This window comes from Methylibium rhizosphaerae (genome assembly GCF_006386545.1).
Classification (GTDB): Bacteria; Pseudomonadota; Gammaproteobacteria; order Burkholderiales; family Burkholderiaceae_C; genus Pseudorivibacter; species Pseudorivibacter rhizosphaerae.
On record NZ_SWAR01000037.1, the window covers coordinates 1 to 26,432 of the forward strand.

27 protein-coding genes are annotated in these 26,432 nt (G+C 69.2%); 12 read left to right on the forward strand and 15 right to left on the reverse strand.

Annotated elements, in window-relative coordinates; all coding sequences use genetic code 11:
• Window positions 1-130 precede the first annotated feature (130 nt).
• From E8D38_RS21740 to E8D38_RS21750, 3 genes are all read right to left on the reverse strand, one after another.
• A complete protein-coding gene (locus E8D38_RS21740; protein WP_140635529.1) occupies window positions 131-943 on the reverse strand; it encodes a GAF domain-containing protein in 813 nt (270 codons plus the stop codon).
• Window positions 944-1,040: 97 nt separating this feature from the next.
• Window positions 1,041-1,244 (reverse strand): DUF3606 domain-containing protein, encoded by a 204-nt coding sequence (locus E8D38_RS21745; protein ID WP_140635531.1) that lies wholly within the window; start codon window positions 1,242-1,244, stop codon window positions 1,041-1,043.
• Between the two features lie 142 nt (window positions 1,245-1,386).
• A complete protein-coding gene (locus E8D38_RS21750; protein ID WP_140635533.1) occupies window positions 1,387-3,018 on the reverse strand; it encodes an MFS transporter in 1,632 nt (543 codons plus the stop codon).
• A 220-nt stretch (window positions 3,019-3,238) separates the two neighbouring features.
• Here E8D38_RS21750 and E8D38_RS21755 point away from each other — a divergent pair, with 220 nt between their 5' ends.
• Genes E8D38_RS21755 through E8D38_RS21770 form a run of 4 tightly spaced genes read left to right on the forward strand, consistent with a single transcriptional unit; the run spans window position 3,239 to window position 7,052 of the window.
• Entirely contained in the window at window positions 3,239-3,748 is a 510-nt protein-coding gene (locus E8D38_RS21755) for a PTS sugar transporter subunit IIA (RefSeq protein WP_181179330.1), read from the forward strand.
• A 36-nt stretch (window positions 3,749-3,784) separates the two neighbouring features.
• Window positions 3,785-5,815, forward strand: coding sequence for a DUF4118 domain-containing protein (locus tag E8D38_RS21760; RefSeq protein ID WP_140635538.1), 2,031 nt, complete (start codon window positions 3,785-3,787; stop codon window positions 5,813-5,815).
• Window positions 5,815-6,576 carry a response regulator gene (locus tag E8D38_RS21765; RefSeq protein WP_140635540.1) on the forward strand — a complete coding sequence of 254 codons (762 nt, stop codon included), beginning with the start codon at window positions 5,815-5,817 and terminating at the stop codon, window positions 6,574-6,576. Before E8D38_RS21760 ends, E8D38_RS21765 begins: the two co-directional genes overlap by 1 nt.
• Window positions 6,573-7,052 carry a hypothetical protein gene (locus tag E8D38_RS21770; RefSeq protein WP_140635542.1) on the forward strand — a complete coding sequence of 160 codons (480 nt, stop codon included), beginning with the start codon at window positions 6,573-6,575 and terminating at the stop codon, window positions 7,050-7,052. The genes E8D38_RS21765 and E8D38_RS21770 overlap by 4 nt, the downstream gene beginning before the upstream one ends.
• A 19-nt stretch (window positions 7,053-7,071) precedes the next feature.
• Here E8D38_RS21770 and kdpE read toward each other — a convergent pair whose 3' ends face one another.
• From kdpE to kdpF, 7 genes are read right to left on the reverse strand one after another with little or no spacing between them, the layout of a single operon-like run.
• On the reverse strand, window positions 7,072-7,773 hold the full coding sequence (gene kdpE / locus E8D38_RS21775; RefSeq protein WP_140635544.1) for a two-component system response regulator KdpE: 702 nt from the start codon (window positions 7,771-7,773) through the stop codon (window positions 7,072-7,074).
• Window positions 7,773-10,499, reverse strand: a complete 2,727-nt coding sequence (locus E8D38_RS21780) for a DUF4118 domain-containing protein (RefSeq protein WP_140635546.1) — start codon at window positions 10,497-10,499, stop codon at window positions 7,773-7,775. Before E8D38_RS21780 ends, kdpE begins: the two co-directional genes overlap by 1 nt.
• 10 nt (window positions 10,500-10,509) lie before the next feature.
• A complete protein-coding gene (locus tag E8D38_RS21785; protein WP_140635548.1) occupies window positions 10,510-11,475 on the reverse strand; it encodes a magnesium and cobalt transport protein CorA in 966 nt (321 codons plus the stop codon).
• A 57-nt stretch (window positions 11,476-11,532) separates the two neighbouring features.
• Window positions 11,533-12,111 (reverse strand): potassium-transporting ATPase subunit KdpC, encoded by a 579-nt coding sequence (gene kdpC / locus E8D38_RS21790; RefSeq protein WP_140635550.1) that lies wholly within the window; start codon window positions 12,109-12,111, stop codon window positions 11,533-11,535.
• Window positions 12,112-12,122: 11 nt separating this feature from the next.
• The gene (gene kdpB / locus E8D38_RS21795; protein WP_140635552.1) at window positions 12,123-14,213 is read right to left on the reverse strand and encodes a potassium-transporting ATPase subunit KdpB; all 2,091 of its coding nucleotides are present in this window, start codon (window positions 14,211-14,213) and stop codon (window positions 12,123-12,125) included.
• Between the two features lie 14 nt (window positions 14,214-14,227).
• A complete protein-coding gene (gene kdpA / locus E8D38_RS21800; protein WP_140635554.1) occupies window positions 14,228-15,949 on the reverse strand; it encodes a potassium-transporting ATPase subunit KdpA in 1,722 nt (573 codons plus the stop codon).
• A gap of 1 nt (window position 15,950) precedes the next feature.
• Entirely contained in the window at window positions 15,951-16,037 is an 87-nt protein-coding gene (gene kdpF / locus E8D38_RS29520) for a K(+)-transporting ATPase subunit F (RefSeq protein WP_140635636.1), read from the reverse strand.
• Between the two features lie 224 nt (window positions 16,038-16,261).
• On the opposite strand from kdpF, the gene E8D38_RS21810 reads away from it, so the two are divergent.
• Window positions 16,262-16,513: a hypothetical protein gene (locus tag E8D38_RS21810; protein ID WP_140635556.1), complete on the forward strand. Its 252-nt coding sequence runs from the start codon at window positions 16,262-16,264 to the stop codon at window positions 16,511-16,513.
• A gap of 24 nt (window positions 16,514-16,537) precedes the next feature.
• Entirely contained in the window at window positions 16,538-17,473 is a 936-nt protein-coding gene (locus tag E8D38_RS21815; RefSeq protein ID WP_246099601.1) for a lytic transglycosylase domain-containing protein, read from the forward strand.
• Window positions 17,474-17,480: 7 nt separating this feature from the next.
• On the opposite strand, the gene E8D38_RS21820 is transcribed toward E8D38_RS21815, so the two are convergent.
• Window positions 17,481-17,849 carry a hypothetical protein gene (locus E8D38_RS21820; protein ID WP_140635558.1) on the reverse strand — a complete coding sequence of 123 codons (369 nt, stop codon included), beginning with the start codon at window positions 17,847-17,849 and terminating at the stop codon, window positions 17,481-17,483.
• The gene (locus tag E8D38_RS21825) at window positions 17,846-18,154 is read right to left on the reverse strand and encodes a hypothetical protein (RefSeq protein WP_140635560.1); all 309 of its coding nucleotides are present in this window, start codon (window positions 18,152-18,154) and stop codon (window positions 17,846-17,848) included. Before E8D38_RS21825 ends, E8D38_RS21820 begins: the two co-directional genes overlap by 4 nt.
• 140 nt (window positions 18,155-18,294) lie before the next feature.
• On the opposite strand from E8D38_RS21825, the gene E8D38_RS21830 reads away from it, so the two are divergent.
• Both E8D38_RS21830 and E8D38_RS21835 read left to right on the forward strand, forming a co-directional pair.
• A complete protein-coding gene (locus tag E8D38_RS21830; RefSeq protein ID WP_140635562.1) occupies window positions 18,295-18,588 on the forward strand; it encodes a hypothetical protein in 294 nt (97 codons plus the stop codon).
• Window positions 18,589-18,724: 136 nt separating this feature from the next.
• Window positions 18,725-19,216: a hypothetical protein gene (locus tag E8D38_RS21835; protein WP_140635564.1), complete on the forward strand. Its 492-nt coding sequence runs from the start codon at window positions 18,725-18,727 to the stop codon at window positions 19,214-19,216.
• A 3-nt stretch (window positions 19,217-19,219) separates the two neighbouring features.
• Here E8D38_RS21835 and E8D38_RS21840 read toward each other — a convergent pair whose 3' ends face one another.
• Both E8D38_RS21840 and E8D38_RS21845 read right to left on the reverse strand, forming a co-directional pair.
• Entirely contained in the window at window positions 19,220-19,744 is a 525-nt protein-coding gene (locus E8D38_RS21840) for a chromate transporter (RefSeq protein ID WP_140635566.1), read from the reverse strand.
• A complete protein-coding gene (locus E8D38_RS21845) occupies window positions 19,741-20,346 on the reverse strand; it encodes a chromate transporter (RefSeq protein WP_140635568.1) in 606 nt (201 codons plus the stop codon). The genes E8D38_RS21840 and E8D38_RS21845 overlap by 4 nt, the downstream gene beginning before the upstream one ends.
• Before the next feature lie 155 nt (window positions 20,347-20,501).
• Between E8D38_RS21845 and E8D38_RS21850 the strand changes: the two genes are divergently transcribed.
• From E8D38_RS21850 to E8D38_RS21865, 4 genes are all read left to right on the forward strand, one after another.
• Window positions 20,502-20,927, forward strand: coding sequence for an OsmC family protein (locus E8D38_RS21850; protein ID WP_140635570.1), 426 nt, complete (start codon window positions 20,502-20,504; stop codon window positions 20,925-20,927).
• 124 nt (window positions 20,928-21,051) lie between these two features.
• The gene (locus tag E8D38_RS21855; RefSeq protein WP_140635572.1) at window positions 21,052-22,983 is read left to right on the forward strand and encodes a TOL_0244 family TonB-dependent receptor; all 1,932 of its coding nucleotides are present in this window, start codon (window positions 21,052-21,054) and stop codon (window positions 22,981-22,983) included.
• 14 nt (window positions 22,984-22,997) lie between these two features.
• Entirely contained in the window at window positions 22,998-23,594 is a 597-nt protein-coding gene (locus tag E8D38_RS21860; RefSeq protein ID WP_140635574.1) for a TOL_0243 family YfiR-like periplasmic protein, read from the forward strand.
• 5 nt (window positions 23,595-23,599) lie between these two features.
• Window positions 23,600-25,624 carry a sensor histidine kinase, YfiR-like protein-associated gene (locus E8D38_RS21865; protein WP_140635577.1) on the forward strand — a complete coding sequence of 675 codons (2,025 nt, stop codon included), beginning with the start codon at window positions 23,600-23,602 and terminating at the stop codon, window positions 25,622-25,624.
• Between the two features lie 21 nt (window positions 25,625-25,645).
• Here E8D38_RS21865 and E8D38_RS21870 read toward each other — a convergent pair whose 3' ends face one another.
• Window positions 25,646-26,395: a TerC family protein gene (locus tag E8D38_RS21870; RefSeq protein WP_140635579.1), complete on the reverse strand. Its 750-nt coding sequence runs from the start codon at window positions 26,393-26,395 to the stop codon at window positions 25,646-25,648.
• Window positions 26,396-26,432 lie beyond the last annotated feature (37 nt).

Sequence of the window (26,432 nt, forward strand, 5' to 3'; positions counted from 1 at the left end):
CCAGGGGCGCACTCGTTGTTGCGAAGCCTTGATGTGGGGCCTGCCACATCGGCGGCTTCGCGCCTAGATTGCGCCCCTGGCAGGCACTCACGGGGGTGCCATTTCACTGACGCAGTGGACTAGGAACCCCTCAGGCGCGGAAGCCGCTGTCTGCCCACGACTGGCCGCGGCCCAGGCTGCTGCGCCGGTGGCCGCTGCGCACGATGGCCATCTCGGCCTGCAGTTGCGCCTGCGATGCGCGCAGCTCCGCATTGGCCAGTTCCAGCTGCAGCACCCGGGCCCGCAGGCTTTCGTTCGCATGGTGCAGCTCCCTGGTGCGGCGCTGCACCAGGTGTTCGAGCTCCATGGAGCCGGCCGCACCGGTTTGCTGCGGGCTGGCGAATTCCATCGCGACCGACGCGAACCGCGACAGTGCGGTCAGCAGCCGCAGGTCTTCGGCATCGAACTGGCGCTCCGGGGTGTGCGCCACCACCCACAGCGTGCCGATCGGGCGCTCGCCGGTGTGGAACGGCAGCAGCAGCGCCTCCACGACCGTGGGCTGCATCGGCGCCACGAACGGGTAGCAGCGGCCCGGGTAGGCAAACAGCAGCGGCATGTTGCGCTCGATGGTGGTGCCGCAGGGGCTGGAGGCCGGCGGCATACCGCAGCCGGTATGGCCTGCCAGCCGGCCGGCCACCGCATGCCAGCGCAGCTGGCCCGTTTCGTTGTCGCCAAGGCTCACTCCCGCCGAACCTGCGCGGCACAGATTCAAGGCGGCATCGGCCAGTTTCTGCAGCAAATTTTCCGGGTTGCTGGCGAGATCGCGTGACAGCAGGCACAGGGCCCTGTTCTCGCTCTCGAAGTCTGGGGCACGTGCCGGGCGGCTTGACAAGGCCTCGGTCACGAGCACGTCCTCCGGACGCACGGCGGGCGTACCGCCGCCTGCGGTGATGGCGCTTTTCATGTGTTTCTCTCCCTGTTCGTTGCGTCGCAGCAAGCGGTGTGCCCGTTTGCGGACGCAGAAACAAGTTTGGACGAGATGGGCGGCAAAGCAAGCGCGGTTAGCGCAGTCCCGGCTGTCCTTGCCGAAGCCGGTGCAATTGTTCTCGCACGGCGGTGACGTGCGGGCCGACGCTGGCCACGGCCTGCGTGAGCTGGGCCTCGGTGCAATGCAGCTCGCGGCACCAGTAATACAGGTCTTCGGGGTCGGTCAGGTGCACGCGGCCCGGGTCCAACGGTGCGAGGTGCTTGCGATCGTCAGACATGGCAACTCCTTGCGTGGCGGCCGCGGTGGGCGGCCGGTCGATCGGCGCAGTATGCGCCGTGCATCCCCGGGCACAAGGACAAGGCCCCGGAGCGGTCACTCCCGCAGCGGGGCCAGCGCGGGCCCATGTCCGGCCCGGCCACTCAGTCCTGTGCGTAGATGTCGATGTCCTTTGTCTCGCGCACGAACAGCGCGCCGACGACGAAGGTCATCACCGCGATGACGATCGGGTACCAGAGGCCGCTGTAGATGTTGCCCTGCGCCGCGACGATGGAGAACGAGATCGCCGGCAGGAAGCCGCCGAACCATCCGTTGCCGATGTGATACGGCAGGCTCATCGACGTGTAGCGGATACGCGTGGGGAACAGCTCAACCAGCATGGCGGCGATTGGGCCGTACACCATGGTGACGTAGATGACCATGATCGTCAGGATGCCGACGATCATCCACCAGTTGCCCGAGCCTGTGGGGATGGGATCGGCCTTGGCCGGGTAGCCGGCTGCGTTGAGGGCATCCCGCACCTCCTTCTCGAAGCGCACCTTCTCGTCCTTGGCGTTGGCGGCCTTGCCGTCGTAGCCCGCCACAGCCTTGTCGCCGACCTTCACGGTGGCCACCGTGCCGGAGGGCCCGTCCATCTTGTCGTAGTTGACGCCGGCGTTGGCGAGGAAGGTGCGGGAAAGGTCGCAGGCGGTGGTGAATTTGGCCGTGCCGGTGAGGTTGAGGATGAGGTTGCAGTCCTTCGGGTCGGACACCACCGTGACGGGTGCCTTCTGAATGGCTGCCTGCAATTTCGGGTTCGCGTAGGTGGTGAGCGCGTTGAACAGGGGGAAGTAGGTCAATGCGGCGAGCAGGCAGCCGGTCATGATGATCGGCTTGCGGCCGATGCGGTCGGACAACGACCCGAACAGCAGGAAGAACGGCGTGCCGATGATGAGCGACAGGGCGACCAGGATGTTCGCCGTCGGGCCGTCCACCTTGAGGAACGACTGCAGGAAGAACAGCGCGTAGAACTGGCCCGTGTACCAGACGACCGCCTGGCCCGCCGTGAGGCCGATGAGCGCCAGGATCACGATCTTCAGGTTGCGCCACTGGCCGAACGATTCGGTGAGCGGCGCCTTCGAGGTCTTGCCTTCCGACTTCATCTTGCGGAAGGCCGGCGATTCGTTGAGCTTCAGGCGTATCCACACCGAGATGACGAGCAGCACGCCCGAGGCGCCATACGGAATGCGCCAGCCCCATTCGGTGAACTCCTTCTCGCCCAGGTACAGGCGCGTACCCAAGATCACCATGAGCGCCAGCATCAGACCCACGGTGGCGGTCGTCTGGATCCAGGAGGTGTAGGCGCCGCGCTTGCCGTGTGGCGCATGTTCGGCCACGTAGGTGGCCGCCCCGCCGTACTCGCCGCCCAGCGCCAGGCCCTGCAGCAGCCTGAGGCCGATCAGGATGCACGGGGCCGCCAGCCCCCAGCTCGCGTAGTTGGGCAGGAAGGCCACCGCGAAGGTTGACAGGCCCATGATCAGGATGGTGACCAGGAAGGTGTACTTGCGCCCCACCAGGTCGCCGAGCCGGCCGAACACCAGGGCGCCGAAGGGGCGCACCGCAAAACCGGCGGCAAAGGCGAGCAGCGTGAAGATGTCGCGGGTGGCCGGGTCGAGCGCGGTGAAGAAGTTGGCCGCGATGATGGCCGCCATCACGCCGAAGAGATAGAAGTCGTACCACTCGAAGATGGTGCCCAGCGAGGACGCGAAGATCACCGTCCTCTCTTCCGGGGTCATGGGCCGGGGGGCCGTTGCTGCTGACGCTGCCACGGTGGATGCCATACGCGTATCTCCTGGTTGGTCCTGCAACTCAGGCGACGGTAGCCGTGCAGGAGTAAACGGGCCGTAAAACAAGGGCTCGGTGGAAACACGACCGTCCGGCACCGAATCGATACGGCTTTTTTACGGGGCGCTCGCTCTAATGCCGCCAGGCACTTCGAAAGGCGGCTTTCACCTCATGATGTCCGCGATCCACCGGCCGGTCTGGCTCGCCGAGCGGCCGCGGCGAGTGATCTTCCCGCAGGGGCTCCTGCTGCCCGAGCGCGTGGCGCTGAACGTGCCGCTGACCTCGAGGCAGGACGCATTGCTCGAACTGGCCCGGTTGGCCGGGCAGCGCAAGGGCCCGAACGTCAAGGTGGTGGTCGAGAGGCTGGGTCGGCGCGAGGCGCGCGAGTCCACCGCCATCGGTCATGGCGCTGCGCTTCCCCATGCGGACATACCAGGACTGAAGGTTCCGTTGGCGGTCTACCTGCGACCGAGCCGTCCCATCGCCTTCGACGCACCCGATGGCAAGCCCGTCAGCGACATCCTGGCCTTCCTGGTGCCGCGCCCCGCCACGGCGGCGCACTTCGAGATGCTGACCGGCCTCGCCCAGGTGCTGGGGACACAGGCGCTGCGCGATGAACTCGCTGCCTGCCGCGACGCAGCCAGCGTGTGCGCCTTGTTCAGCCAGTGGCCGGCGGCGTGAGAATGCAGGGGCCTCCACCGCACAGATCCGTCCGCCATGCCTGCCATTCCCCGCAACGCCGCAGAGGCTTCCAAGGTAGCGGCGCAGGCGCGCGCATGCGGGCGCCTGCTGGTATGGGTCGGCAACAACCCGCAGGCCGAACTGCTGGTGCGGCACGCCCACCAGCTGGCCAACCCAGGCGACCAGCCCTGGACGGTGATCAGCGTGGAAACCCCGGCCACGCTGCGCCGGGACCCCGAGCCGCGCCGCCACGCGGTTCGTGCGCTGCAGCTGGCCGAAAGCCTGGGCGCCTCCACCGACAGCATCAGCGCCATGAGTGTCCTCTCGGCGGTGGTGGACCGGGCGCGGCAGGAGCAGGCGGCCATGGTGCTGATCGGCGCGCAGCCCTCCGACGGATGGTTCGATGGCAGTGGTCCGAGCTGGCTGGGCGGCCTGGCCGACGCTTTGAGCCAGCGACTGCCGGGGGTCACGATCAACGTCATCAACTACCCGGCTGACGAAAACCTGGCGCCACCGCGGGCCCAGGCGGCCGCGATGCTGAGCGGCCGGTTCTTGCCGCAGGGCTGGCAGCTGGCACTGGCCGTCGTGCTTGCCTGCACCGGGATATCCGCCCTGATGGAGCCCTACTTCGAGCGGGCGAACCTGCTGCTCGTGTATCTCGCTGGCGTGGTGTACGTGGCGCTGCGCTTCGGACAGGCCGCTTCGGTGCTCGCGGTGCTGTGCAGCATCCTGATGTTCGACTGGGTATTCGTGCCGCCACGCTGGTCGCTCACGCCGATGGACCCGCAGTACTACTTCACGTTCGCGGTGATGCTGGTTGTGGGGCTGCTGGTGAGCCGCCTGGTCGCGCAGGCACGCCTGCACTCCCTGGTGGCTGATGCGCGCGCGCGTCGCGCGCAAGCGCTGAACGACCTCGCGCGCCGGCTGGTAACCGCGCGTTCTGAAGAGGCCGTCGGCGCCGCGCTGGAGTCGTCGGTACGCGAGACCTTCGGCGTTGGATCGCAGCTGCTGCTGCCCGATGCGAGCGGCACGCTGCGTGACGCAGGCGACTCTCACGCCCAGGTGGAGCCGCGGCATGCACCGGCAGAGGGTCAATGCGATGAGCTCGCAGCGGCGCAGCAGGCCTTCGACGAGGGCGTCAGCACGGGCGCGGGCTGTGAGACCGCTCCCCTAGCACGGGCCCTCTACGTGCCGCTGCTGGGTGCCGAGACCGCCCTGGGTGTGCTCGCCCTGCACCCGTTGCCGGCAGGCGCCAACGGGCCCGAGGAACGCCACCTGCTCAACGCCTTCGCCAGCCAGGCTGCGCTCGCGCTCGAGCGCGCCGTGCTGGAGCGTCGCAATGCCGCGGCCAGTGTGGAGGCCGAAACCGAGCGGTTGCGCAACACCTTGCTGTCCGGCATGTCGCACGATTTCCGCACGCCGCTGACCACCATCATCGGCTCGGTCAGCAGCCTGTTGCAGCAGGAGCGGTCGCTCGACGCCGCGCATCGCAGTCTGCTGCTGCGCGGCGTGCTCGAGCAGGCGCAGCGCATGCACGCCCTGATGAGCAACCTGCTTGACCTCACGCGGATGGAAGAAGGCGCTGTGCAACCGTGTTGCGAGTGGTGCCCGGCCGACGAACTGGTGGAAGGCGCCTGCGGCGCTCTGTCTCCCCGCCTGCAAAGCCGCCGGGTACGGACAGAGGTGCCGCGCGATGCGATCGTCTGGTGCGATCCGCGCCTGCTCGAGCAAGCCCTGGTGAACCTGCTCGACAACGCGCTGTGCCACGCACCTGCGGGCAGCGCGATCGATGTAAGGGTGGAGGTCGAGCGAGGGCGTTGCAGCCTCGTGGTCGCCGACGACGGTCCCGGCATCGCCGCCGGGCAGGAGCAGGCGGTGTTCAAGAAGTTCTTCCGGGGCCGCCACGAGCCGGCAGGCACCGGCACTGGGCTCGGGCTGGCGATCTGCGCTGCAGTCGCGCGTCTGCACGGTGGCACCATTGCGGCCGCCAACGCCGGCGGCGCGCGTTTCACGCTCACGCTGCCGCAGCCGGCTGCCGAGACACCCACGATGGACGAGGCAGCCTGATGCGCGAGACCGGGATCCACGTGCTCGTCGTGGAAGACGAGGAATCGATACGCCGGCTGCTGGCGACGACCCTTGAGGCCGAGGGTTACAGCGTTTCACAGGCCCGCGACGCCAGCCAATGGCGCACGCTGGCGGGCAACCGGCGCATCGACCTGTTCCTCGTCGACCTCGGCTTGCCCGACGGCGACGGCCTGATGCTGATCCGCGAGTTGCGGCAGTGGACGCATCGGCCCATCATCGTGCTGTCGGCCCGGTCGCAGGAACGGCAGAAGGTCGAGGCGCTGGACGCCGGTGCGGACGACTACCTCACCAAGCCCTTCGGTGTGGCGGAACTGCATGCCCGGCTGCGCGTGGCGTTGCGCCATGCGGCGCAGACCTCGCTGGCCGGCGACACCAGGCTGCGCTTCGGTAGCGTGCGGCTCGATCTCGAATCGAGGCATGTTGAGCGCGGCGGCGAGATGGTGCGCCTCACCGCCACGCAATGGCGGCTGCTCGAAGTGCTGGCCAAGCATGCAGGCCGCGTCGTCACGTCGTCGCAGCTGCTGCGGGAGGTCTGGGGCCCCGGACACGCCGAGCAAGGGCACTACCTGCGCATCTATGTGCGCCAACTGCGCCAAAAACTGGAAGAAGTGCCCGCGCAGCCTCAATACCTTCTGACGGAAACGGGCGTTGGGTACCGGCTGCTGGTAGATTCGCTGGACCCGGGCGAAGGGGGAGAATCGCCAGCGGGGCCGTCACGTTTCCCAGGAGCTCGTACATGACGTTCAAGTACATCAAGACCGATGCCGGTCGCGATGAGATCAAGAGCAGCAGCCGCAAGCTGCCACGCACGGCCCGCAACCTGCTGCTCATCATTGACGGTACCCGCACTGGCGATGAGTGGGTGAAGCTCGTGCAGGGCGCGACGCCCGCCGACCTGGAGCTGCTGGCCGACATGCAGCTGGTGTCGAAAGTACAGCGCGCGCCGACCAGCGCCGAGGTCGCCGCCGAAGCGGCCGCCGCGCTGAATGCCGCGCTGTCGAAGCTGAGCTACGACGACCTCTACGGGCTGCTCACCAACCAGGCGCGCGAGCGTTTCGGCCTGGTCAAGGGCTACAAGCTGGTGCTCGAGGTGGAAAAGTGCAGCGGGCCGGAAGAGATCAAGGCACTGGCCGCACGTTTCGTTGCGATGGTGCAGGAAGAGCAGGGCCCGGAGGAGGCCCGCAAGCTGCGCGTGGCGCTCGGGGTCAAGGCCTGACGCCAGGGCGAGCGCGGCCTCAGGCCGCGTCGACGACCAGCCGGTAGCCCACGGCCGTTTCGGTGAGCAGGTGGCGCGGCTGCGCCGGGTCGGCTTCGAGCTTCTGGCGCAGGTTGCCCATGTACACGCGCAGGTAGTGCGTGCTGTCGGCATGGCCGGGGCCCCACACCTCGCGCAGCAGGTGGCGGTGGGTGAGCACCCGCCCGGCGTTGGCGACCAGCACGCCGAGCAGCCGGTACTCGATGGGCGTGAGATGCACCTCGACGCCACCCTTGCGGACCAGCCGCGAAGCGAAATCGACCTCCACTTCGCCGAAGCGGAAGCATGCGGCCGCGTCGAGCCGCGCGGCACGGTGGCGCCGCTGGTTGGCCCGCACCCGGGCCAGCAGCTCGGCCACGCCGAACGGCTTGGTGAGGTAGTCGTCGGCGCCGGCGTCCAGCGCCTTGACCTTCTCGGTCTCTTCGGAGCGGGCCGACAGCACGATCACCGGCACGTTCGACCAGGCGCGCAGCTCCCGGATGAAATCGACGCCGTCGCCGTCGGGCAGGCCGAGGTCCACGATCACCAGCTCGGGCCGGCGGGTCCCTGCCTCGATGAGGCCCTGCTTGACGGTGGCGGCCTCGAACACCTGCCAGCCTTCGGCTTCGAGCGAAATGCGCACGAAGTGCCGGATCTGGCGTTCGTCTTCCAGCACCACGGCCACGGGAGTGGGGTCGGACATCAGGTGGTCGCTCCGGTGGTTGAGGCGGCATCGGCGGCTGCATCTTCGGCCAGGTCCATGGGCGGAGGCGAGCCCAGCGGCAGCGTGAAGGTGAAGACCGCGCCGTGCGGGGTGTTCGCCTCGGCCCAGATGCGCCCGCGATGGGCTTGCATGATTGCGCGGCAGATGGCCAGCCCCAGGCCCACGCCGGGCGTGGCGGATTCCGCGCTGCCGCGAGTGAACTTCTCGAAGATGGCGTCCTCCTGCCCCTTCGGGATGCCCGGTCCTTCGTCTCGTACGCCGACGTGCAGTTCGCCGCCGAACCGTTTGGCGAACACCGTCACCGGGCTGCCCGCCGGCGTGTACTTGGCGGCGTTCTCGAGCAGGTTGCCGAGCACGCGCTCGATGAGCACCGCATCGCACTCCACCAGCGGCAGGCCGTCCGCGAGCTGCACCGACACCGGCCGCGCACCCAGCGCAGCCCGGGTGGCGGCGATGGCGGTGCCGGCCAGCTCCTGCACCGACTGCCAGCCCAGCCGCAGCTTGATCTCGCCGCTCTGGATGCGCGCCATGTCGAGCAGGTTGTCCACCATGCGGCTCATGCGCAGCGCCTCGTCGCGGATGGCGCCGGCGGCGGCGCGTTGCGCTTCGGCCAGCGGCGGCTGCGCCACGCCCATCGAGTCGGCCAGCCCGACCAGCGCGGCCAGCGGCGTGCGCAGGTCGTGCGACAGCGCCGACAGCAGCGAGTTGCGCAGTCGCTCCGATTCGATATGCACCGTGGCTTGCTGCGCCACTTCGACGTAGTGCACCCGTTCGAGCGCCATGGCCACCAGCGCCGCGAAGGTGTCGAGCTGCTGCCGCTGCTCGGGCACCATCAGCAGCCGCGGCTCGCTGGGGCGCACGGCCAGCACGCCGCGCGCACGCATCGGCGCCTTCAGAGGGAGGTAGAGCCATGGGCTGCCGGGCAGCGTATGGGTGCCCCAGCCGGCGGGCTGCTGGCGGTCGAGCGCCCATTGCGCGGTGCCGGCATCCAGGCCGTCGGCCGGCTGCCGGGGCGGGCGCAGGCGGTCGTTTCCATCGAGCACGTACAGCAGCGCCTGGGCCCGGAACTCGCGCGCGATGCCCTGTTCGGCCAGGTCGATCACCTGCTCGGCGAGCAGGGCGTTCGACAGGTCGCGCGCCGCTTCGAACAGAGCCCGCGAGCGCGCCTCCCGGTGGCGCGCCACCATCACCTGGTAGCGCAGCCCCGCGGTGAGCTGCCCGGTGACCAGGGCGACGACCAGCATCACGAAGAAGGTCAGCAGGTACTGCACGTCGGACACCGCGAACGACAGCCGTGGCGCGACGAAGAAGAAGTCGAAGGCTGCCACGCTCGTGAAGGCCGCCAGCACGGCCGGCCCGCGGCCGAGCGTCACGGCCACCGTGACCACCGCCAGCAGGAACACCATCACGATGTTGGCCAGGTCGAAGAAGCCGTGCAGCGGCAGCGCCAGCAGCGTGGTGAGCCCGCAGGCCGCAGCGGCCCATGCATAGCGCAGCAGCGGCCGGGCCGCGTCGCCTGCCGGGTCGGTGCCGGCCTGCGGGGCGGGGCGCGAGGGCGGCTGGCGTTCCCCCACCTCGATGAGGTCGACGTCCGGTGCCAGAGCGGCCAGCGTGCGGCCCAGCAGCCGGCCGGTGCGCCTGCGCCACCAACTGGGCCGCGGGTTGCGTCCGAGCACCAGCTTCGACAGGTTGTGGTGGCGCGCATGTTCCACCAGCACGGCGGCCACCTCCTGGCCGGACAGCACGGCCGCGGTGGCGCCCAGCTCCTGCGCCAGCTTCACCATGCGCAGGATGCGCTGGCGGTCGGCATCGGGCAGGCGCTGCAGTGCCGGCGTCTCCACGTACACCGCGTGCCAGGCCACGTTGAGCTGCTGCGCGAGGCGCGCGGCGCTGCGTACCACATGCTCCGCACCCTCGCGCGGGCCGATGCAGCAAAGCAGCGCGGCTTCGGTCTTCCATACCTGGGTGATGGCGCGGTCGCTGCGCCAGGCCTGGACGTCGTCCTCGACACGGTCGGCCGTGCGGCGCAGCGCCAGCTCGCGCAGGGCCATGAGGTTGCCCTTGCGGAAGAAGTGGCGTGCCGCCCGTTCGGCCTGCGCCGGCAGGTACACCTTGCCGGCGGCCAGCCGTGCGATCAGCTCGTCGGCCGGCGTGTCGACCAGCACCACCTCGTCGGCCGCATCGAAGAATGTGTCGGGCAGCGTCTCGTGCACGAGCACGCCGGTGATGCCGCCCACCACGTCGTTCAGGCTTTCGAGGTGCTGCACGTTCAGCGTGGTGTACACGTCGATGCCGGTGCCGAGCAGTTCGTCCACGTCCTGCCAGCGCTTGGGGTGGCGGGAGCCGGCCACGTTGGAGTGGGCCAGTTCGTCGACAAGGATGAGCTCCGGCCGGCGTTCGAGTGCACCGTCGAGGTCGAACTCTTGCAGCGGGCGCCCGCGGTACTCGATGCGGGCCGCAGGCAGCAGCGGCAGCCCCTCGAGCAGCGAGGCGGTTTCGATCCGGCCGTGGGTTTCCACCACGCCGGCCAGTACGTCGCGGCCTTGCGCCTTGGCGGCATGTGCCGCCTGCAGCATCGCCCAGGTCTTGCCGACACCGGCCGACGAGCCGAAGTAGATGCGCAGCCTGCCGCGCCTGCCACGCGCTTCGTCCTGCCGGATGCGGGCCAGCAGGGCGTCGGGGTCTGGGCGGCCGTGGTCGGTCATGGCGGCCCGGCTACAGCCACTTCGCGCGCCGGAACCGCCACCACACCACGGCGCAGGTGCTGACGATGAGCCCGAGCGCGGCAGGGTAGCCCCACTTCAGTTTCAGCTCGGGCATGAACTCGAAGTTCATGCCCCAGATGCCCGCGAAGGCGGTGGCCACCGCGAAGATGCCGGCCCAGGCGGCCAGCCGCTTGGTGACTTCGCTTTCCTCGATGGTCGTGACCGACAGATTGACCGCGATGGCGGTCGAGATGGTTTCGCGGATGTTGTCCACCGAGGCCTGGATGCGCGCCAGGTGGTCGCCCACGTCGCGGAAATACGCCTCGGTCGGGATGCACACCGCCGGCACCCGACCGCCATGCAGCTTGCCGGCGAACTGCAGCAGCGAGCCGACCGCGTGCTTCAGCGGCGCGACCTTGCGCTTGAGCCTGTACAGCTGCTCGATGTTCGCGCGGCCTGCGCCCTTGTCGAAGATGCGGTCCTCGATGGCCTCGAGCTCGTTCTCGATCAGGTCCATGATGGGGAAGTAGCGGTCCACCACTGCGTCCATCAGCGCATAGAGCACGAAGCCCGGACCCTGCCTGAGCAGGTGCGGTTCTCGCTCGCAGCGCTCGCGCACTCCGAGGAAGTTCTGCTTGCTGCGGTTGCGCACCGACAGCACATAGTTCGGCCCGACGAAGATGGCGACCTCGCCGACGTTCAACTCATCGCCCACCAGCTCGATGAGGTGCAGCACGACGAACAGCGAGTTGCCGTATTCCTCGATCTTCGGGCGCTGGTGGCCATGCCTGGCATCTTCGACAGCCAGCTCGTGCAGGTTGAACTCGAGCCGCATCTCGTCGAGTTCGGCATCGGTGGCGTCACGCAGCGCGACCCAGACGAAACATTCCGGCTTGTCGAGGTAGTCGCTGATCTCGCTCGTCTGCAGATCGGCAAGGCGGGCGCCGTCCTGGTAGGCAACGCAGTTGATGAGCATCGGCTTGCAAAGGAAGGGTGGGGGTCGCGGGCATCTTGCCACGCCGTCCCGGCCGTTCTATCTCGTGTGCAGGCCGGCCAGCGCCAGGTTGAGCCGCAGCACGTTGACGCGCGGCTCCCCCAGGAAGCCCAGCAGCGGCCCCTCGGCCTGCTGTGCCACGAGCGCTTGCACGGCCTCGGGCCGCAGCCCGCGTGTCCTGGCCACGCGCTGCACCTGGTAGAGGGCCGCGGCCACGCTGATGTGCGGGTCGAGTCCGCTGGCCGAGGCGGTGACCAGGTCCACCGGCACGGGTGCGGTGTTGCCCGGGTCGGCCATGCGCAGCGCTTCGATGCGGGCCTTCACCGCGTCGGCCAGCGCCGGGTTGAGCGGGCCCAGGTTGGAGCCGCCGGACTGGGCCGCGTTGTAGGGAGCGGGTGCAGTGGCCGACGGACGGCCCCAGAAGTTCTTCGGGTCGGTGAAGTGCTGGCCGATCAGTTCGGAGCCGACGACCTTGCCGTTCACGGTGACGAGGCTGCCGGCCGCTTCATGCGGAAAGGCGGCCTGCGAGAGGGCGGTCACCACCAGCGGGTAGGCCACGCCGGTGAGAGCCGTCAGCACGGCGAAGCAGACGAGGGCGGGGCGAAGGAACGATGTCATGAGAGCACTCCTCAGGCCAGGCCACTGGCCGACAGCAGCAGGTCGATCAGCTTGATGCCGATGAAGGGCAGGACCAGGCCGCCCAGGCCGTACACCAGCACGTTGCGCCTCAGCAGCGCGGCCGCGCCGATGGCGCGGTATTTCACGCCTTTGAGCGCCAGCGGGATCAGGAAGATGATGATCAGCGCGTTGAAGATCACCGCCGACAGGATGGCCGACGACGGGCTGGCAAGGTGCATCACGTCCAGCGCGGCAAGCTGCGGATAGGTGGTGGCGAACGCCGCGGGGACGATGGCGAAGTACTTCGCCACGTCGTTGGCGATCGAGAAGGTGGTCAGCGCGCCGCGCGTCATCAGCAGCTGCTTGCCGGTTTCCACCACCTCGAGCAGCTTGGTCGGGTTGGAGTCCAGGTCGACCATGTTGCCGGCCTCCTTGGCCGCCTGCGTGCCCGAGTTCATGGCCACCGCCACGTCGGCCTGCGCGAGCGCCGGCGCATCGTTGGTTCCATCGCCGGTCATCGCCACCAGCCGGCCATCGGCCTGGTGTTCGCGGATCAGCCTGAGCTTGTCCTCCGGCGTGGCTTCGGCAAGGAAGTCGTCCACGCCGGCCTCGGCCGCGATGGCGGCGGCGGTGAGCCGGTTGTCGCCGGTGACCATCACCGTCCTGATGCCCATGCGGCGCAGCTCGGCAAAACGCTCACGGATGCCGCCCTTGACGATGTCCTTGAGCTCGACGACTCCGAGGACCCGCGCGCCGTCGGCCACCACCAGCGGCGTGCTGCCGCGGCGCGACACCTCGTCGACCAGCGCGCTCACCTGCGCCGCAAAGGCGCCGCCCTGCGCTTCGACGTGCCGGCGGATCGCCTCGGCTGCCCCCTTGCGCAGCTGACGCACCGGGGCCGTCGCCGGCTGCGGCAGGTCCACGCCGCTCATGCGGCTCTGGGCCGAGAAGTGCACGAACTGGACCGGCCCCTGCGAATGGAGGTCGCGCTCGCGCAGGTTGAACCTCTGCTTGGCCAGCACGACGATGCTGCGGCCTTCGGGGGTTTCGTCCGCAAGCGACGCGAGTTGCGCCGCGTCGGCCAGCTCGGCCTCCTTCACTCGTGGGGCCGGCAGGAAGCTCGATGCATGGCGGTTGCCCAGGGTGATGGTGCCGGTCTTGTCGAGCAGCAGCACGTCCACGTCGCCGGCGGCCTCGACCGCGCGTCCCGAGGTGGCGATCACGTTGGCCTGCATCATGCGGCTCATGCCGGCCACACCGATGGCCGACAGCAGCGCGCCGATGGTGGTGGGAATGAGGCACACCAGCAGGGCGATCAGCACGGTGATGGTCACCGGGCTGCCGGCCTCCGTCGCCTCGACGCTGAAGAGCGAAAACGGCAGCAGCGTCACCGTGACGACCAGGAACACGAGGGTCAGCGCCACCAGCAGGATGGTGAGCGCGACCTCGTTGGGTGTCTTCTGGCGCCTGGCGCCTTCCACCATCGCGATCATGCGGTCGAGGAAGGCCTCGCCGGGGTTGACGGTGATCTTCACCACCAGCCAGTCCGAGAGCACCCGGGTGCCGCCGGTCACCGACGAGAAGTCGCCGCCCGACTCGCGGATCACGGGTGCCGACTCGCCGGTGATGGCGCTCTCGTCCACCGAGGCCACGCCTTCGATCACGGTGCCGTCCAGGGGAATGAAGTCGCCGGCCTCGACCAGCACGATGGCGCCGCGGCGCAGTTCGTCTGCCGGCATCGGATGCCACGGCGAGCCATGGTGCGGTTCATTGAGCTTCTTGGCCACGACGCGGTGCTTCATGCCGCGCAGGGCAGCCGCCTGCGCCTTGCTGCGACCTTCGGCCAGCGCCTCGGCGAAGTTGGCGAACAGCACGGTGAACCACAGCCCGAGCGCGATGGCGAGGATGAAGCCGGACGGCGCTTCGCCCTCGCCGCCCAGTGCCTGCAGCCACAGCGCGGTGGTGAGCAGGCTGCCGACGTACACGACGAACATCACCGGGTTGCGCCACTGCAAGCGCGGGTCCAGCTTGGCGAAGGAATGACGGATGGCCGGGCGCAGCAACGCCGGGTCGAACAGCGAGAACGACGTGGGGATACGCATGCCCGGCTTCCTTTTCAGCGGCCGTTCCAGAGCATCAGGTGCTCGACGATGGGACCGAGCGCCAGCGCCGGTACGTAGTTCAGCAGGCCCACCAGCAGCACCGTGCCGATGAGCAGCGTGACGAACAGCGGTCCATGAGTGGGCAAGGTGCCGCTGGTCACCGGGATGCGCTTCTTGGCGGCCAGCGAGCCGGCAATGGCCAGCACCGGCACGATCACGCCGAAGCGGCCGAGACCCATGACCAGGCCGATGAGCAGGTTGTAGAAGGGCGTGTTGGCCGACAGCCCGGCGAAGGCGCTGCCGTTGTTGTTGGCGGCCGAACTGAAGGCATAGAGGATCTCCGAGAAGCCATGCGCGCCGGGGTTGGCCACGCCCGCCTTGCCGGCCGCGGCCACCACCGCGATGGCCGTGCCCGCGAGCACCAGCACCGGCGTCACCAGGATGGCGATCGAGGTCATCTTCATCTCGTGCGACTCGATCTTCTTGCCCAGGTATTCGGGCGTCCGGCCGATCATCAGTCCGGCAATGAACACGGCCAGCATCGCAAAGACCAGCATGCCGTACAGGCCCGAGCCGACGCCGCCGAACACCACTTCGCCCAGTTGCATCAGCACCATCGGCACCAGCCCGCCCAGCGGCGTGAGCGAGTCGTGCATGGCGACCACCGCGCCGCAGGAAGCGGCGGTGGTGATGACGGTGAACAAGCTCGACGCGTTGATGCCCAGGCGCGCTTCCTTGCCTTCCATGTTGCCGCCCGGTTGCATGGCGGTGAGGGCCTGGTCGGCGCCCAGGCCGGCCAGCAGCGGGTTGCCCTGCTGTTCCTGCACGGTGATGAGCACCACCGAGACGACGAAGATCGCGGCCATGGCGGCGAGCAGTGCCCAGCCCTGCCGGACGTCGCCCACCAGACGGCCGAAGCTGAAGCACAGCGCCGTCGGGATCAGCAGGATCGACAGCATCTGCACGAAGTTGGTGAGCGGCGTCGGGTTCTCGAACGGGTGGGCCGAGTTGGCATTGAAGAAGCCGCCGCCGTTGGTGCCCAGCATCTTGATGGCCTCCTGCGACGCCACCGGCCCCATGGCGAGCGTCTGCCGGCCGCCTTCGAGCGTGGTGGCCTCGGGGTAGGCGCTGAAGTTCTGGATCACCCCCTGGCTGGCGAAGAACAGGGCCAGCACCAGCGAGAGCGGCAGCAGCACGTAGAGGGTGATGCGGGTGATGTCGACCCAGAAGTTGCCGATGGTCGACGCCGACCGCGCGGCGAAACCGCGCACCAGCGCGAGCATCACCGCGATGCCGGTGGCGGCCGACAGGAAGTTCTGCACCGCCAGCGCCAGCACCTGGGTGAAGTAGCTCATCGTCGCCTCACCGGCATAGCCCTGCCAGTTGGTGTTGGTGGCGAAGCTGAGCGCCGTGTTGAACGATGAGTCCGGGCTCACCGCCGCCATGGCCTGCGGGTTGAGGGGGAGCAGTTGCTGCAACCGTTGGAGGCCCCAGGTGAACAGCGCGCCGACGAGGCTGAACAGCAGCACCGCGAGCGCGTACTGCTTCCAGGTCTGGCCGGCCGCCGCATCGGTGCCGGCGGCCCGGTAGGCGCCGTGTTCGAGCTTCGCCAGCGGCGACAGCCAGCGCGGCAGGCGGCCTTCGGCCACTGCCGCGAGCCATCGGCCCAGGGGCCAGGCCAGCATGAGCAGTACCAGCAAGAAGGTGGTCAGTTGCGTCCAGGCGGAGGCGTTCATGTCAGAACTCCTCGGCCTTCAGGAGCGCCACCACGAGATAGATCAGCAGCGCGGCCGACACCGCGGCGCCAACGATGACGAAGTTCATGGTTGCCTTTGCATCCTTGCCTTTGAAGCGAAGACAAGCGTAGGGAACGGCGCCTCAAATAGCCGTACAGACTGGCCGGCGGGGCGTCAAGAAAGCATCAAGACGTGCTCAAGACGCAGGCCTTTCCCCCCGGAACGAGGCCGGGCCATCCCCCAAATGAGGCAGTGACACTGCCCCGGTTTGCCGCGAACCTGCGGGCCATCGCGTCACTCTGGAGGCACAAGATGTCGGTACTCCAAAGCAACGGTCACAGGGATTCGATCCACCGCCATGAATCTGCGCCGCCGATGGACATCGCGCCCGGCATCGTCGGGCTGGTCATGCTGCCGGGTTCCGGCAGGCTGGTGTGGTGGACAGGGCGCGTGGCCATCGGCCTGCGCCATGAACCCGAGCGCCGCTCGCAAGGGATGTCGCAGTCCGCTTTGTGGCTGCAGAAGCTCATGCTCAACAAGCCCGGGAAGCTGCTTGCCGGTTGAGAACGGATTGAACGGATTGACGACTTGCTGACGCCGGCCCGATCGTTCCTGCCTTCGTCGTTGTTGCTGGCGGCCGCCTGGCTGCTGGCGGCAGCGCCTGCGCGCGCCACCGTCGAGATCGACGCAGAAGAGAACGCGCTGATCGAAAGCCTGCGCATCGAGGCCGAAGGCTACGAGCTCGGCAACGGCGTGCCGCAGGACGGCCTGCAGGCCGCGCGCCTTTACTGCAGGGCGGCCCGCCTGGGCGATGCGAAGTCGCAGTTCAACCTGGGCTGGATGTACACCAACGGACGCGGCGTGCCGCGCAGCGACACCACGGCTGCCTTCTTCTTCGGCGCGGCCGCCGAACAGGGCCACGAGCAGGCGGCGAACATGCTGCGCACGGTCGGCGGCCCGAGCGCCGAGGTGCCCGAGTGCATGCGCGACCCGGTGCCGCCGGTGGCGGCTGCCGCCCCGCAGAAGTCCCTGCACGTGGCGGCCGCGGCCGAAATCCCCCCTGCGGCGCCCAAGCCCATCGTCGACCTGGTGCAGAAGCTGGCGCCCGAATACCAGGTGCAGCCGCAGCTCGCGCTGGCCATCATCGAAGCCGAGTCCAACTACGACATCGTGGCGCTGTCGCCGAGGAACGCGAAAGGGTTGATGCAGCTCATCCCGGCGACGGCCGAGCGCTTCAACGTGAAGAACCCGTACGACCCGGCGCAGAACATCCGCGGCGGGATGGCGTACCTGCGCTGGCTGCTCGCCTACTTCGAAGGCGACCTGAGCCTGGTGGCCGCAGCCTACAACGCCGGCGAAGGCGCAGTGGAGCGCTACCGCGGCATTCCGCCCTACCTCGAGACGCGCAACTACGTGCGCAAGGTGCTGAAGACGGTGGGCCGCTTCACCCACCCGTTCGATGCCAGCGTTGCCGCGCCTTCGCCGAGGCTGCGGCTGGCGCGCGAGCCGCAGCGGGCCCGCTGACGCGGCCTCAGTTCTCTTCGGCCTCGATCAGCAGCCGCACGCGGGCCGAGCCGCGCACCGTGGTGGTGGCCGTGATGCGCAACGGCTGGCCCACCGGCACATGGCGCCGGAAGTGGTAGTCGAGCGAGTCGGAGGCACCGGGGTTGGCGGTGTCGATGCTGCGAGACCACTGGTGGGCACCGTCCACCAGGACGGTCATCGCATGGCCGGGGGCTTGCGCGCCGGCCTGGGCGCGCACGATGAAGCGACAGTCGATCTCGAAATCGCGGTCGCGTTGCAGGTCGGCAGGAATGTCGAGCGTCGCGACGTCGGCATCGCCGGCGTCGGCCGACCATCGCTCGGGTCGCTGCGCCGGCTGTCCGGCAGGGCGTTTCATTGGCATCGGCCTTGTTTCTCGAACCAGTAGACGATGTTGCCGGCAATCACGATGCTGCCCGAGACCACCGCAGAGGCGGCCGTCACCATGCCGGCGGCCACCAGCAGCGTCAGGCAGCCCTCGTTGCTGCAGCCGGCGAAATAGCCCACCTGGTAGAGCTCCAGCTCCATCCGGCGGGTTTCGATGCGGCAGCCGTCGTCGTAGACCTGCACGGTCCGCGGCGCATAGACGCAGCCCTGAAGCAGGGCCAGGGTGAGCAGCGAGGTGGCGAGGACACGTCGTCGGATGCCGGGTTGCGTGGGCATGGGGCGCAGTGTATGCGGGGGTCGAACCGGCCTTCCGTGCCGAATGACCGGTTCGGGGGGGCTCGCAGCGGGCGGTGCATTGGCTACCATTGCCGGTGTCTCGCTGTCACGCAGCGACACCACTCCGCCCACCCCGCGCCATGATCGAGAAGTTGCTTGCCGCCGTTGTCCTTGCCGTGTGCGTGGTGCTGCTCGTGCGCCTGATGCTCGGAAGGAGCCGCCAGCAGCGGCTCGACGCAGCTGCCCGGCGCGCCGGCGCACGGGTCCGGCACGTGGTCCATGCCATGTGGCATTGGCGTTCGTCGCGCAAGCGCGCCGAGCGCATGGCCGACGAGGCCATCAAGCGGGCCGCCTCGCGCGGGCGTGGTGACGGCCACTGGGACGGCAACGTCTTCAAGCCCAAGTCCTTCCGCCGCCCGCGCAAGCCTCACTGACCTTCACGTCGCTTGCGGGAACAGTCCTACAGCCGGGTGGGCACAGGCCGTCGCCCGGCGCCTGCGCTGTCTGACAGGCCACTTCTCGTCGCGGTTCTAGAGTCTTTACGAATCGCAACTGCAAGAAGGAGTGACCATGAACGCAGCACGATCAACACGTGTGGGTCGAACGGTGCTGGCTTGTGCCCTGGGCAGCTTGCTGGGAGCGTCTGTCGCGGCGGCCGCGCCGGCGGCCAAGTCGGATGTGCAGGCACGCTATGAGCAGGAGCGCGCCCGCTGCGCCTCCGGCCAGTCGCACCAGGACCGGCGCACCTGCCTGCAGGAGGCCGCCGCGGCCCGCGGCGAAGCCCTGAAGGGGCGGCTGGACAACGGCCAGGCGGCCCGTTACGAGCAGAACGCCCTGCAGCGCTGCAATGCCTTGCCGGTGGATGACCGCGACGAGTGCCAGGCCCGCATTCGCGGCGAGGGCACGACCAGCGGCAGCGTCGAGGCGGGCGGCATCTACCGCGAGCTGGTCACGGTCGAGCCCGCGCCGCAGGCCATGCCGTCGCCGGACGTTTCGGCCCCGCAACAACCGGCCGCGCCTGTGCCGATGACGCCGCAGGCCAACCCCGCCGCCCCGCAGTGAGCTTCACACCCAGCCGAGGGCGCCCAGCACGGCGCCCGCGGCGATGAGCCACAGCAGGTGCACCTTGGTGCGCCACACCAGCAGCGCGGCGGCCCCGCTGAGGAGGCCGCTGCGCCAGTGGCTCGCCGGCCCCGCCAGCAGCCAGCCGGTGGACGCGAGCAGCGCCACCGTGACCGGCGCCATGCCGGCGGTGAAGGCCCGCACCGGCAGCCAGTCGCGGCGCGCATGGCGCCAGCGGGCGGCGGCGAACGCGAGCGTGGTGGACGGCAGCATGATGGCCACCATCAGCGTGGCCGCGCCGAGCAGCCCGCTCACCTGGTAGCCCAGCACTGCGACGAACAGCACATTGGGGCCGGGTGAGGCCTGCGCGATGGCGATCGACGAGGTGAACTGCGCCTCGCTGAGCAAATGGTGCTGGTTGACCAGCAGGCGGTGCATCTCGGGCGCCACCGTGATGGCGCCGCCGATGGACAGCACCGACAGCAGCAGGAACTGCCCGGCCACCAGCAGCCAGAGTTCCAGGTTCATGCCGGCTTCCTCTCCTCACGGTGCAGCCGCCAGGCCGCATAGCCGCAGGCGAGCGGCCCCAGTGCCAGCAGCACCCACACCAGCGGCCAGTGCAGCAGCGCCACCATACCGAAGGTGGCCGCGCCGAGCAGCAGGCAGGCCGCAAGACCCATCGCATTGCGCCTGAGCGTTGCCGCGAGCTTGAATGCGGTGCCGACGATGAGCCCGGCCGCGACCGCGCCCATGCCGCGCAGCGCACCGGCCACCACCTCGTTGGCGGCGAACTGCGCATACAACGCGGTGAGGGCCAGCACCAGCACCAGCGGCACGCTCATCATGCCGGCCAGGGCCGCAAACGCGCCGCGCGTGCCGAAGAAGCGGTCACCCACCATCAAGGACACATTGCAGACGTTGGGTCCCGGCAGCACCTGGCCCAACGCCAGCGTTTCGAGGAACTGCTCCTTGGTTAGCCAGCGCCTGCGCTCGCACAGCTCGCGCTGCACCACCGGCAGCACGCCGCCGAAGCCCTGCAGGGCCAGCGTGGTGAAGGTGAGGAACAGGTCGGTGCAGGAGGCAGGGCGCTCCATGGCCTCGGGGCCGGGGGCCGGAATCTCGGTACTCATGTGGGGAGCGATTCTATGGAGGCGGCCGTGGCTGCGACGCGAAGCCGGCGTGCCGCGAAGACCCTTGTGCGGTGTGTGGCCTGCCGGCCGTGTCATTCGCCTGCGGGCAGGCTGAGCTAAGGTCCCTGGCCCGTCCAACATGAAGGAGCACAGCCATGAAGCGCAGCGCATCGGCCGTCTGGCAGGGTGACCTGAAGACCGGGAAGGGCACCGTCTCCACCGCCAGCGGCGTGCTCGAGGCGGCCCAGTATTCGTTCGGCACCCGCTTCGAGAACGGCAAGGGCACCAACCCCGAGGAACTGATCGCGGCGGCGCATGCCGGCTGCTTCAGCATGGCGTTGTCGGCCAGCCTCGGCCAGAAGGGCTTCACGCCCGAGCGCCTGGCCACCAAGGCCGACCTCACGCTCGAGCAGGTGGAGGGCAAATGGACCATCACCACGGTCGAGCTGCACCTCGATGCCAAGGTGCCGGGCATCGAGCGGGCCGAGTTCGAGGAGATCGCGGCCGACGCGAAGAAGAACTGCCCGGTCTCGCGGGTGCTCAACGCGAGCATCTCGCTGCAGGTGACGCTGCAGTCCTGAGCGGATACATGCTTCGAACAAGTCCGGACTGGACTTTTCCCCCCGGTACACAGTTCAATTCGGAGGGGGTGGGGCAGCAGCAGGCCGGCTGCGTTTCCGGCGAGTCAGCCTTCAGGGAGGCTTCGTGGGTGCGAGCCACCGTTTGCGATGTTGCGCAGCCCTTGCCGCGACGCTCGCCTCCGCAGGCGAGCCGGCGCAGGCCCGGCAGCCCGGGCTGCTGGAGCTGAGCCTGGAAGAGCTCGGCAACATCAGCATCACGTCGGCATCCAAACGTGCCGAACGCCTGTCGGACGTGCCGGCATCGGTGTTCGTCATCACCGGCGAAGACATCCGACGCTCGGGCGCGACCAGCCTGCCCGAGGCCTTGCGGCTGGCACCGAACCTTCACGTGGCGCAGGTCTACAACGGCGGCTACGCCATCAGCCCGCGGGGGTTCAACGGCAACGCCGCCAACAAGCTGCTGGTGCTGATCGGCGGGCGATCGGTCTACACGCCTCTCTTCTCGGGCGTGTTCTGGGACGTGCAGGACGTGATGCTCGAGGACGTGGACCGCATCGAGGTCATCAGCGGGCCGGGCGGCACGCTGTGGGGCACCAATGCGGTCAACGGTGTCATCAACGTGATCCTGCGGCCGGCCGCGCAGACGCAGGGCTGGCTGGCCTCCGGCGGCGCGGGCAGCCGTGAGGCCGGCGCCTCGGTGCGCTACGGCGGGCGGCTGGCCAACGGCGGCGGCTGGCGCGCCTACGCAAAGCACACGCGCGAGCGCCGCCACGAAACCGCTGCCGGCGCGCTGGTGGACGACGAGCGCCGGCACACGCAGGCCGGCTTTCGCACCGAATGGCAGGCCGGCCGCGACCGCTTCACCGTGTCCGGCGACGCCTACGACGGCCGGCGCGGGCAGCCCTTGCCCGGCACCATCAGCATCTCCGGCGTGAACCTGCCGCTTGGCGACATCTCCACCTCCGGCGCGAGCCTCGTGGCGCGCTGGCAGCGCGCCCTCGACGCCGGTGCCAGCCTGCTGGCGCAGGCCTACTACGACCGCACCAACCGCGTCACGCCGCCCACCTTCTCGGAGCAGCTCGACATCGTGGACCTGCAGGTGCAGCACACCTTGCACCCGCTGGACGGCCACGAGCTGGTCTGGGGGGCGCAGTACCGCCATGCGCGCGACGACGTCACCAACAGCGCCTACGTGGCGTTCCTGCCGCCGAAGGTGCGGCACGACTGGGTCAGCCTGTTTGCGCAGGACGAGCTCACCCTCACCGACCGGCTGCGCCTGGCGGTCGGCGCGCGCGCCGAGCACAACGACTACAGCGGCGCCGAATTCCTGCCCAACCTGCGACTGGCCTGGAAGTGGCGCGACGACCAGCTCCTGTGGGGCGCGTTGTCGCGCACGGTGCGCGCGCCGTCGCGGCTCGACCACGACACCTACGTGCCCGGGCAGCCGCCCTACCTGCTGGCCGGCGGCGAGGGCGTGCGCGCGGAAACCGCCGACGTGGCCGAGCTGGGTTATCGCGGCCAGCCCAGCGCCGACACCATGCTGTCGGCCACGCTGTTCCACGCGCGCTACGACCACCTGCGCACGCAGGAGATCGCGCCCAGCCGCACCTTCGTCTACTACGCCAACGGCATGCAGGGCGACGTCCGTGGCGTCGAGCTGTGGGGCAGCTGGCAAACCATGCCGCGCTGGCGCCTGAATGCCGGCTTCACCCGCCTGTGGCAGGACCTCGCGCTCAAGCCCGGCAGCAACGACGCGGCCGGCCAGCGGGCCGCCGAAGGCGCCAACCCGAAGCGGCACTGGCTGCTGCGCTCGTCCTGGGACCTGGCCCACGACCTGGAGCTCGATGCCACGGTGCGGCATGTCTCTGCGCTGTCGAACCCGCAGGTTCCCGCCTACACGTCCTGGGACCTGCGGGTCGGCTGGCGTCCGAGGGCCGGCGTGGAGCTGTGGCTCCAGGGCCGCAACCTTGACGGCGGGCATGGCGAATTCACCGGCGTTGCCACCCGCAGCGAGCTCAGGCGCTCGATCCACCTCGGGCTGCTGACCCGCTTCTGATTTGCGCGACGACCATGTGCCCAGCCCGCCCCAGCATCGACCTCCTACTGGCACGTCGTCGTGCCGCGCGGCTTGCGGCGCTGGCCCTGCTGCTGGCGTGCCTCCTGCCCGAGGCCGGCTGGAGCCAGGCCGACTCGCCCCAGATGGAATACCAGGTGAAGGCGGCCTTCGTGTGCAAGTTCGCCAGCTATGTGGAATGGCCGCCGCAGGCATTCGAGAAGCCCGACAGCCCCGTCACCATCGCCGTGGCCGGCAGCGACGCGGTGTATGCGGAGCTGGTGCGTACCGCCACCGGCCAGCAGGCAGCCGAGGGCCGGGCCTTCGTGGTGCGACGGCTGGCACCGGGCGCGTCCTTGAACGGCATCCACATCGTCTACGTGGCGCGGTCTCATGCGAGCCGGCTGGCCGAGGTGCTGAACGGCACGAAGGGCCAGCCCACGCTCACCGTCACCGAGTCCGAGCAGGAGCCGGCCGGCGCGGTGATCAACTTCGTGATCGTCAACGACAAGGTGCGTTTCGACATCTCCTTGCCGACCGCCGAGTCGAGCAACCTCAAGATCAGCGCGCGGCTGCTTGCGGTGGCGCGGCGCGTGGTCCAGAAACCTGGTTGACCGCCATGTTCAAGGGATCGCTCCCGCGCAAGCTGCTCGTCGTCATGCTGCTCACCACGCTGGTGGCGGTGGTGGTGGCGCTGGGCGCCATGGTGGCGCTGGACCTGCGCGCCTACCACCGCAGCTGGATCGCCGACGTGAATGCGCAGGCGGAGCTGCTGGCACGCACCACCGCGCCGGCGCTGGCCTTCGACGATGCCAAGGTGGCCAACGAGAACCTCGCGCTGCTGCGCCTGCAGCCGAAGGTGCGGGCAGCGGCCATCTACGAAGCCGACGGGCGGCGGTTCGCCACCTATGGCGAAGCGGCCGACGTGCAGGCCCTGCCCGCGCTGCCCGAGGCCGACGGCACCCGCGTGCAGGGCAGCGACGTGGGGGTGTTCAAGCGCATCGTCGAGAACGGCCAGATCCTCGGCTCGGTGTACCTGCGCGCCGACTATGAGCTGTACGACCGCCTGCTCGACTACGCCGGCATTGCGCTGGCGGTCACGGTGGTGGCCATGCTCGCGGCGCTGCTGGTGTCGTTCTGGCTGCGCCGCATCGTCACCCGGCCCATCCTGTCGATGGGCGAGGTGGCGCGCGAGGTGGTGCGCCAGCGCGACTATTCGCGCCGCGTAGACGGTGCCGGCAACGACGAGGTGGGCGCCCTGGCCGAGGCGTTCAACGCCATGCTGGCCGAGATCGAGCAGCGCACCCGGGCGCTGGAAGCGTCGAACAGCGAAAAGGCACGCGAGGTCGAGGAGCGCCGCACCGCCCAGAACGAGGTGATGCGGCTCAACGCGGAGCTCGAGGAGCGCGTGCGGGTGCGCACGCTGCAGCTGGAGACGTCCAACCATGAGCTGGCGCTGGCGTCGGAGGCGGCCAACAAGGCCAACCGCGCGAAGTCCGAGTTCCTGTCGAACATGAGCCATGAACTGCGCACGCCGCTCAACGCCATCCTGGGCTTCGGCCAGCTGCTCGCGGCCGAGTCGACGCCGGCCACGCCGGAGCAGCGGCGCGGCTTCGCCCAGCATGTGGTGCGTGCCGGCAACCACCTGCTCACGCTCATCACCGAGATCCTCAACCTGGCGCAGATCGAGTCGGGCAAGCTGTCGCTGTCGGTCGAGCCGGTGCGGCTGTCGGAGGTGCTGCTGGACTGCCGCACGATGACCGAGCCGCTGGCCGAGCGGCGCGGCATCCGCCTGCTGTTCCCGAGCGAGGACGCGGGCATGCGGGTGGTCGCCGACCGCACGCGGCTCAAGCAGGTGCTGCTGAACCTGCTGTCGAACGCCATCAAGTACAACCGCGAGAAGGGCGTGGTGGTGGTCGACTGGCAGCGGCTCGGCGCCGACCGGCTGCGCCTGTCGGTGCAGGACACCGGCATGGGCATGAGCGCCGAGCAGCTGCAGTCGCTGTTCGAACCCTTCAACCGGCTGGGCCGCGAGCTCGGGGCCGAAGAAGGCACGGGCATCGGTCTCGTGGTCACCAAGCGCCTGGTCGAGCTGATGGGCGGCACCATCACGGTGAGCAGCACGCCCGGCATGGGCAGCGTGTTCTCGATCGAGCTGAACCTGAGCGCTACCGAGCAGTCGCTGCCCCAGCCGCAGCCGCTGCCCGAGGCGGCGGCGCAGCCCCAGCCCCAGCCGCGGCCGCATGACGATGACGTGGCGACCGTGCTGTGCGTGGAAGACAACCCGGCCAGCCTGCAGCTGGTGGAACAGGTGCTCGCCGGGCGCCCGGACCTGAGGCTGCTGTCCGCGCCCGACGGGCGCATCGGCGTGGAAATGGCGCGTGCCCACCGGCCCGACATCATCCTGATGGACAACAACATGCCCTCGATGAGCGGGCGCGAGGCCCAGGCGGTGTTGCGCAACGACCCGGCCACCGCGCAGATCCCGATCATTGCGCTGACCGCCAACGCGATGCCGGACGCGGTGAAGCAGGGCCTGGCGGCCGGCTTCTTCCGCTACCTCACCAAGCCGGTCGACGTGTCGGAGCTGGTGTCCGCGATCGACAGCGCGCTGGCGGAGTCGCGCGCTCGCCGCGGGTACTGAACCCGCGGCGGCGGGTGCCTGTCAGGCGGCCGGCTTGAGCTGGCGCTTCGAGCGCGCCCGGATGTTGAGCGCCTCGACCGCCAGCGAGAAGGCCATGGCCGCGTAGATGTAGCCCTTGGGCACATGCATTTCGAAGGCCTCGGCGGTGAGCGCCATGCCCACCATCACGAGGAAGGCGAGCGCCAGCACCTTCACCGACGGGTGGCGGTCGACGAAGTCGCCGATCGGCTTGGCCGCCACCAGCATCACGAGGACGGAGGCGATGACCGCGGCGATCATCACGCCGAGCTGGTCGACCATGCCGACGGCGGTGATGACGGAGTCGAGCGAGAACACGATGTCGATGATGGCGATCTGGCCCACGATGCTCCACAGCAGCTTGCGGCCTGCCGCCTTCATGACGGCCGGGTCGGTGCTGGGCGGGGCGTCCTGCTCGCGAGCCTCGACCTCGACGAAGATCTCGTGCGACGCCTTGTACAGCAGGAACAGGCCGCCCAGCAGCAGCACCACGTCGCGGCCGCTGATGCCCTGGCCGGCCATGCTGAACAGGTCGGCCGTGAGGCCCATCACCCAGCTCAGCGAGAACAGCAGCAGCAGGCGCGTGAGCATGGCGAAGCCCAGGCCGAGTCGGCGCGCCATGTCGCGCTGGTGCGCCGGCAGCCGGCCCACCAGGATGGAGATGAAGATGATGTTGTCCACGCCCAGGACGATCTCCAGGGCGGTGAGCATCGCGAAGGCGATCCAGATGTTGGGGTCGAGCAGGAATTCCATGGCGTGCTGCCGGGGGCTTGATGGGAAGAGCGCAAAT

Bases quoted from the DNA above. Each gene is read 5' to 3' on its own strand.
- E8D38_RS21740 (WP_140635529.1), bottom strand. From the start codon at position 943: ATGAAAAGCGCCATCACCGCAGGCGGCGGTACGCCCGCCGTGCGTCCG.
- E8D38_RS21745 (WP_140635531.1), bottom strand. From the start codon at position 1,244: ATGTCTGACGATCGCAAGCACCTCGCACCGTTGGACCCGGGCCGCGTG.
- E8D38_RS21750 (WP_140635533.1), bottom strand. From the start codon at position 3,018: ATGACCCCGGAAGAGAGGACGGTGATCTTCGCGTCCTCGCTGGGCACC.
- E8D38_RS21755 (WP_181179330.1), top strand. From the start codon at position 3,239: ATGATGTCCGCGATCCACCGGCCGGTCTGGCTCGCCGAGCGGCCGCGG.
- E8D38_RS21760 (WP_140635538.1), top strand. From the start codon at position 3,785: ATGCCTGCCATTCCCCGCAACGCCGCAGAGGCTTCCAAGGTAGCGGCG.
- E8D38_RS21765 (WP_140635540.1), top strand. From the start codon at position 5,815: ATGCGCGAGACCGGGATCCACGTGCTCGTCGTGGAAGACGAGGAATCG.
- E8D38_RS21770 (WP_140635542.1), top strand. From the start codon at position 6,573: ATGACGTTCAAGTACATCAAGACCGATGCCGGTCGCGATGAGATCAAG.
- kdpE (WP_140635544.1), bottom strand. From the start codon at position 7,773: ATGTCCGACCCCACTCCCGTGGCCGTGGTGCTGGAAGACGAACGCCAG.
- E8D38_RS21780 (WP_140635546.1), bottom strand. From the start codon at position 10,499: ATGACCGACCACGGCCGCCCAGACCCCGACGCCCTGCTGGCCCGCATC.
- E8D38_RS21785 (WP_140635548.1), bottom strand. From the start codon at position 11,475: ATGCTCATCAACTGCGTTGCCTACCAGGACGGCGCCCGCCTTGCCGAT.
- kdpC (WP_140635550.1), bottom strand. From the start codon at position 12,111: ATGACATCGTTCCTTCGCCCCGCCCTCGTCTGCTTCGCCGTGCTGACG.
- kdpB (WP_140635552.1), bottom strand. From the start codon at position 14,213: ATGCGTATCCCCACGTCGTTCTCGCTGTTCGACCCGGCGTTGCTGCGC.
- kdpA (WP_140635554.1), bottom strand. From the start codon at position 15,949: ATGAACGCCTCCGCCTGGACGCAACTGACCACCTTCTTGCTGGTACTG.
- kdpF (WP_140635636.1), bottom strand. From the start codon at position 16,037: ATGAACTTCGTCATCGTTGGCGCCGCGGTGTCGGCCGCGCTGCTGATC.
- E8D38_RS21810 (WP_140635556.1), top strand. From the start codon at position 16,262: ATGTCGGTACTCCAAAGCAACGGTCACAGGGATTCGATCCACCGCCAT.
- E8D38_RS21820 (WP_140635558.1), bottom strand. From the start codon at position 17,849: ATGAAACGCCCTGCCGGACAGCCGGCGCAGCGACCCGAGCGATGGTCG.
- E8D38_RS21825 (WP_140635560.1), bottom strand. From the start codon at position 18,154: ATGCCCACGCAACCCGGCATCCGACGACGTGTCCTCGCCACCTCGCTG.
- E8D38_RS21830 (WP_140635562.1), top strand. From the start codon at position 18,295: ATGATCGAGAAGTTGCTTGCCGCCGTTGTCCTTGCCGTGTGCGTGGTG.
- E8D38_RS21835 (WP_140635564.1), top strand. From the start codon at position 18,725: ATGAACGCAGCACGATCAACACGTGTGGGTCGAACGGTGCTGGCTTGT.
- E8D38_RS21840 (WP_140635566.1), bottom strand. From the start codon at position 19,744: ATGAACCTGGAACTCTGGCTGCTGGTGGCCGGGCAGTTCCTGCTGCTG.
- E8D38_RS21845 (WP_140635568.1), bottom strand. From the start codon at position 20,346: ATGAGTACCGAGATTCCGGCCCCCGGCCCCGAGGCCATGGAGCGCCCT.
- E8D38_RS21850 (WP_140635570.1), top strand. From the start codon at position 20,502: ATGAAGCGCAGCGCATCGGCCGTCTGGCAGGGTGACCTGAAGACCGGG.
- E8D38_RS21860 (WP_140635574.1), top strand. From the start codon at position 22,998: ATGTGCCCAGCCCGCCCCAGCATCGACCTCCTACTGGCACGTCGTCGT.
- E8D38_RS21865 (WP_140635577.1), top strand. From the start codon at position 23,600: ATGTTCAAGGGATCGCTCCCGCGCAAGCTGCTCGTCGTCATGCTGCTC.
- E8D38_RS21870 (WP_140635579.1), bottom strand. From the start codon at position 26,395: ATGGAATTCCTGCTCGACCCCAACATCTGGATCGCCTTCGCGATGCTC.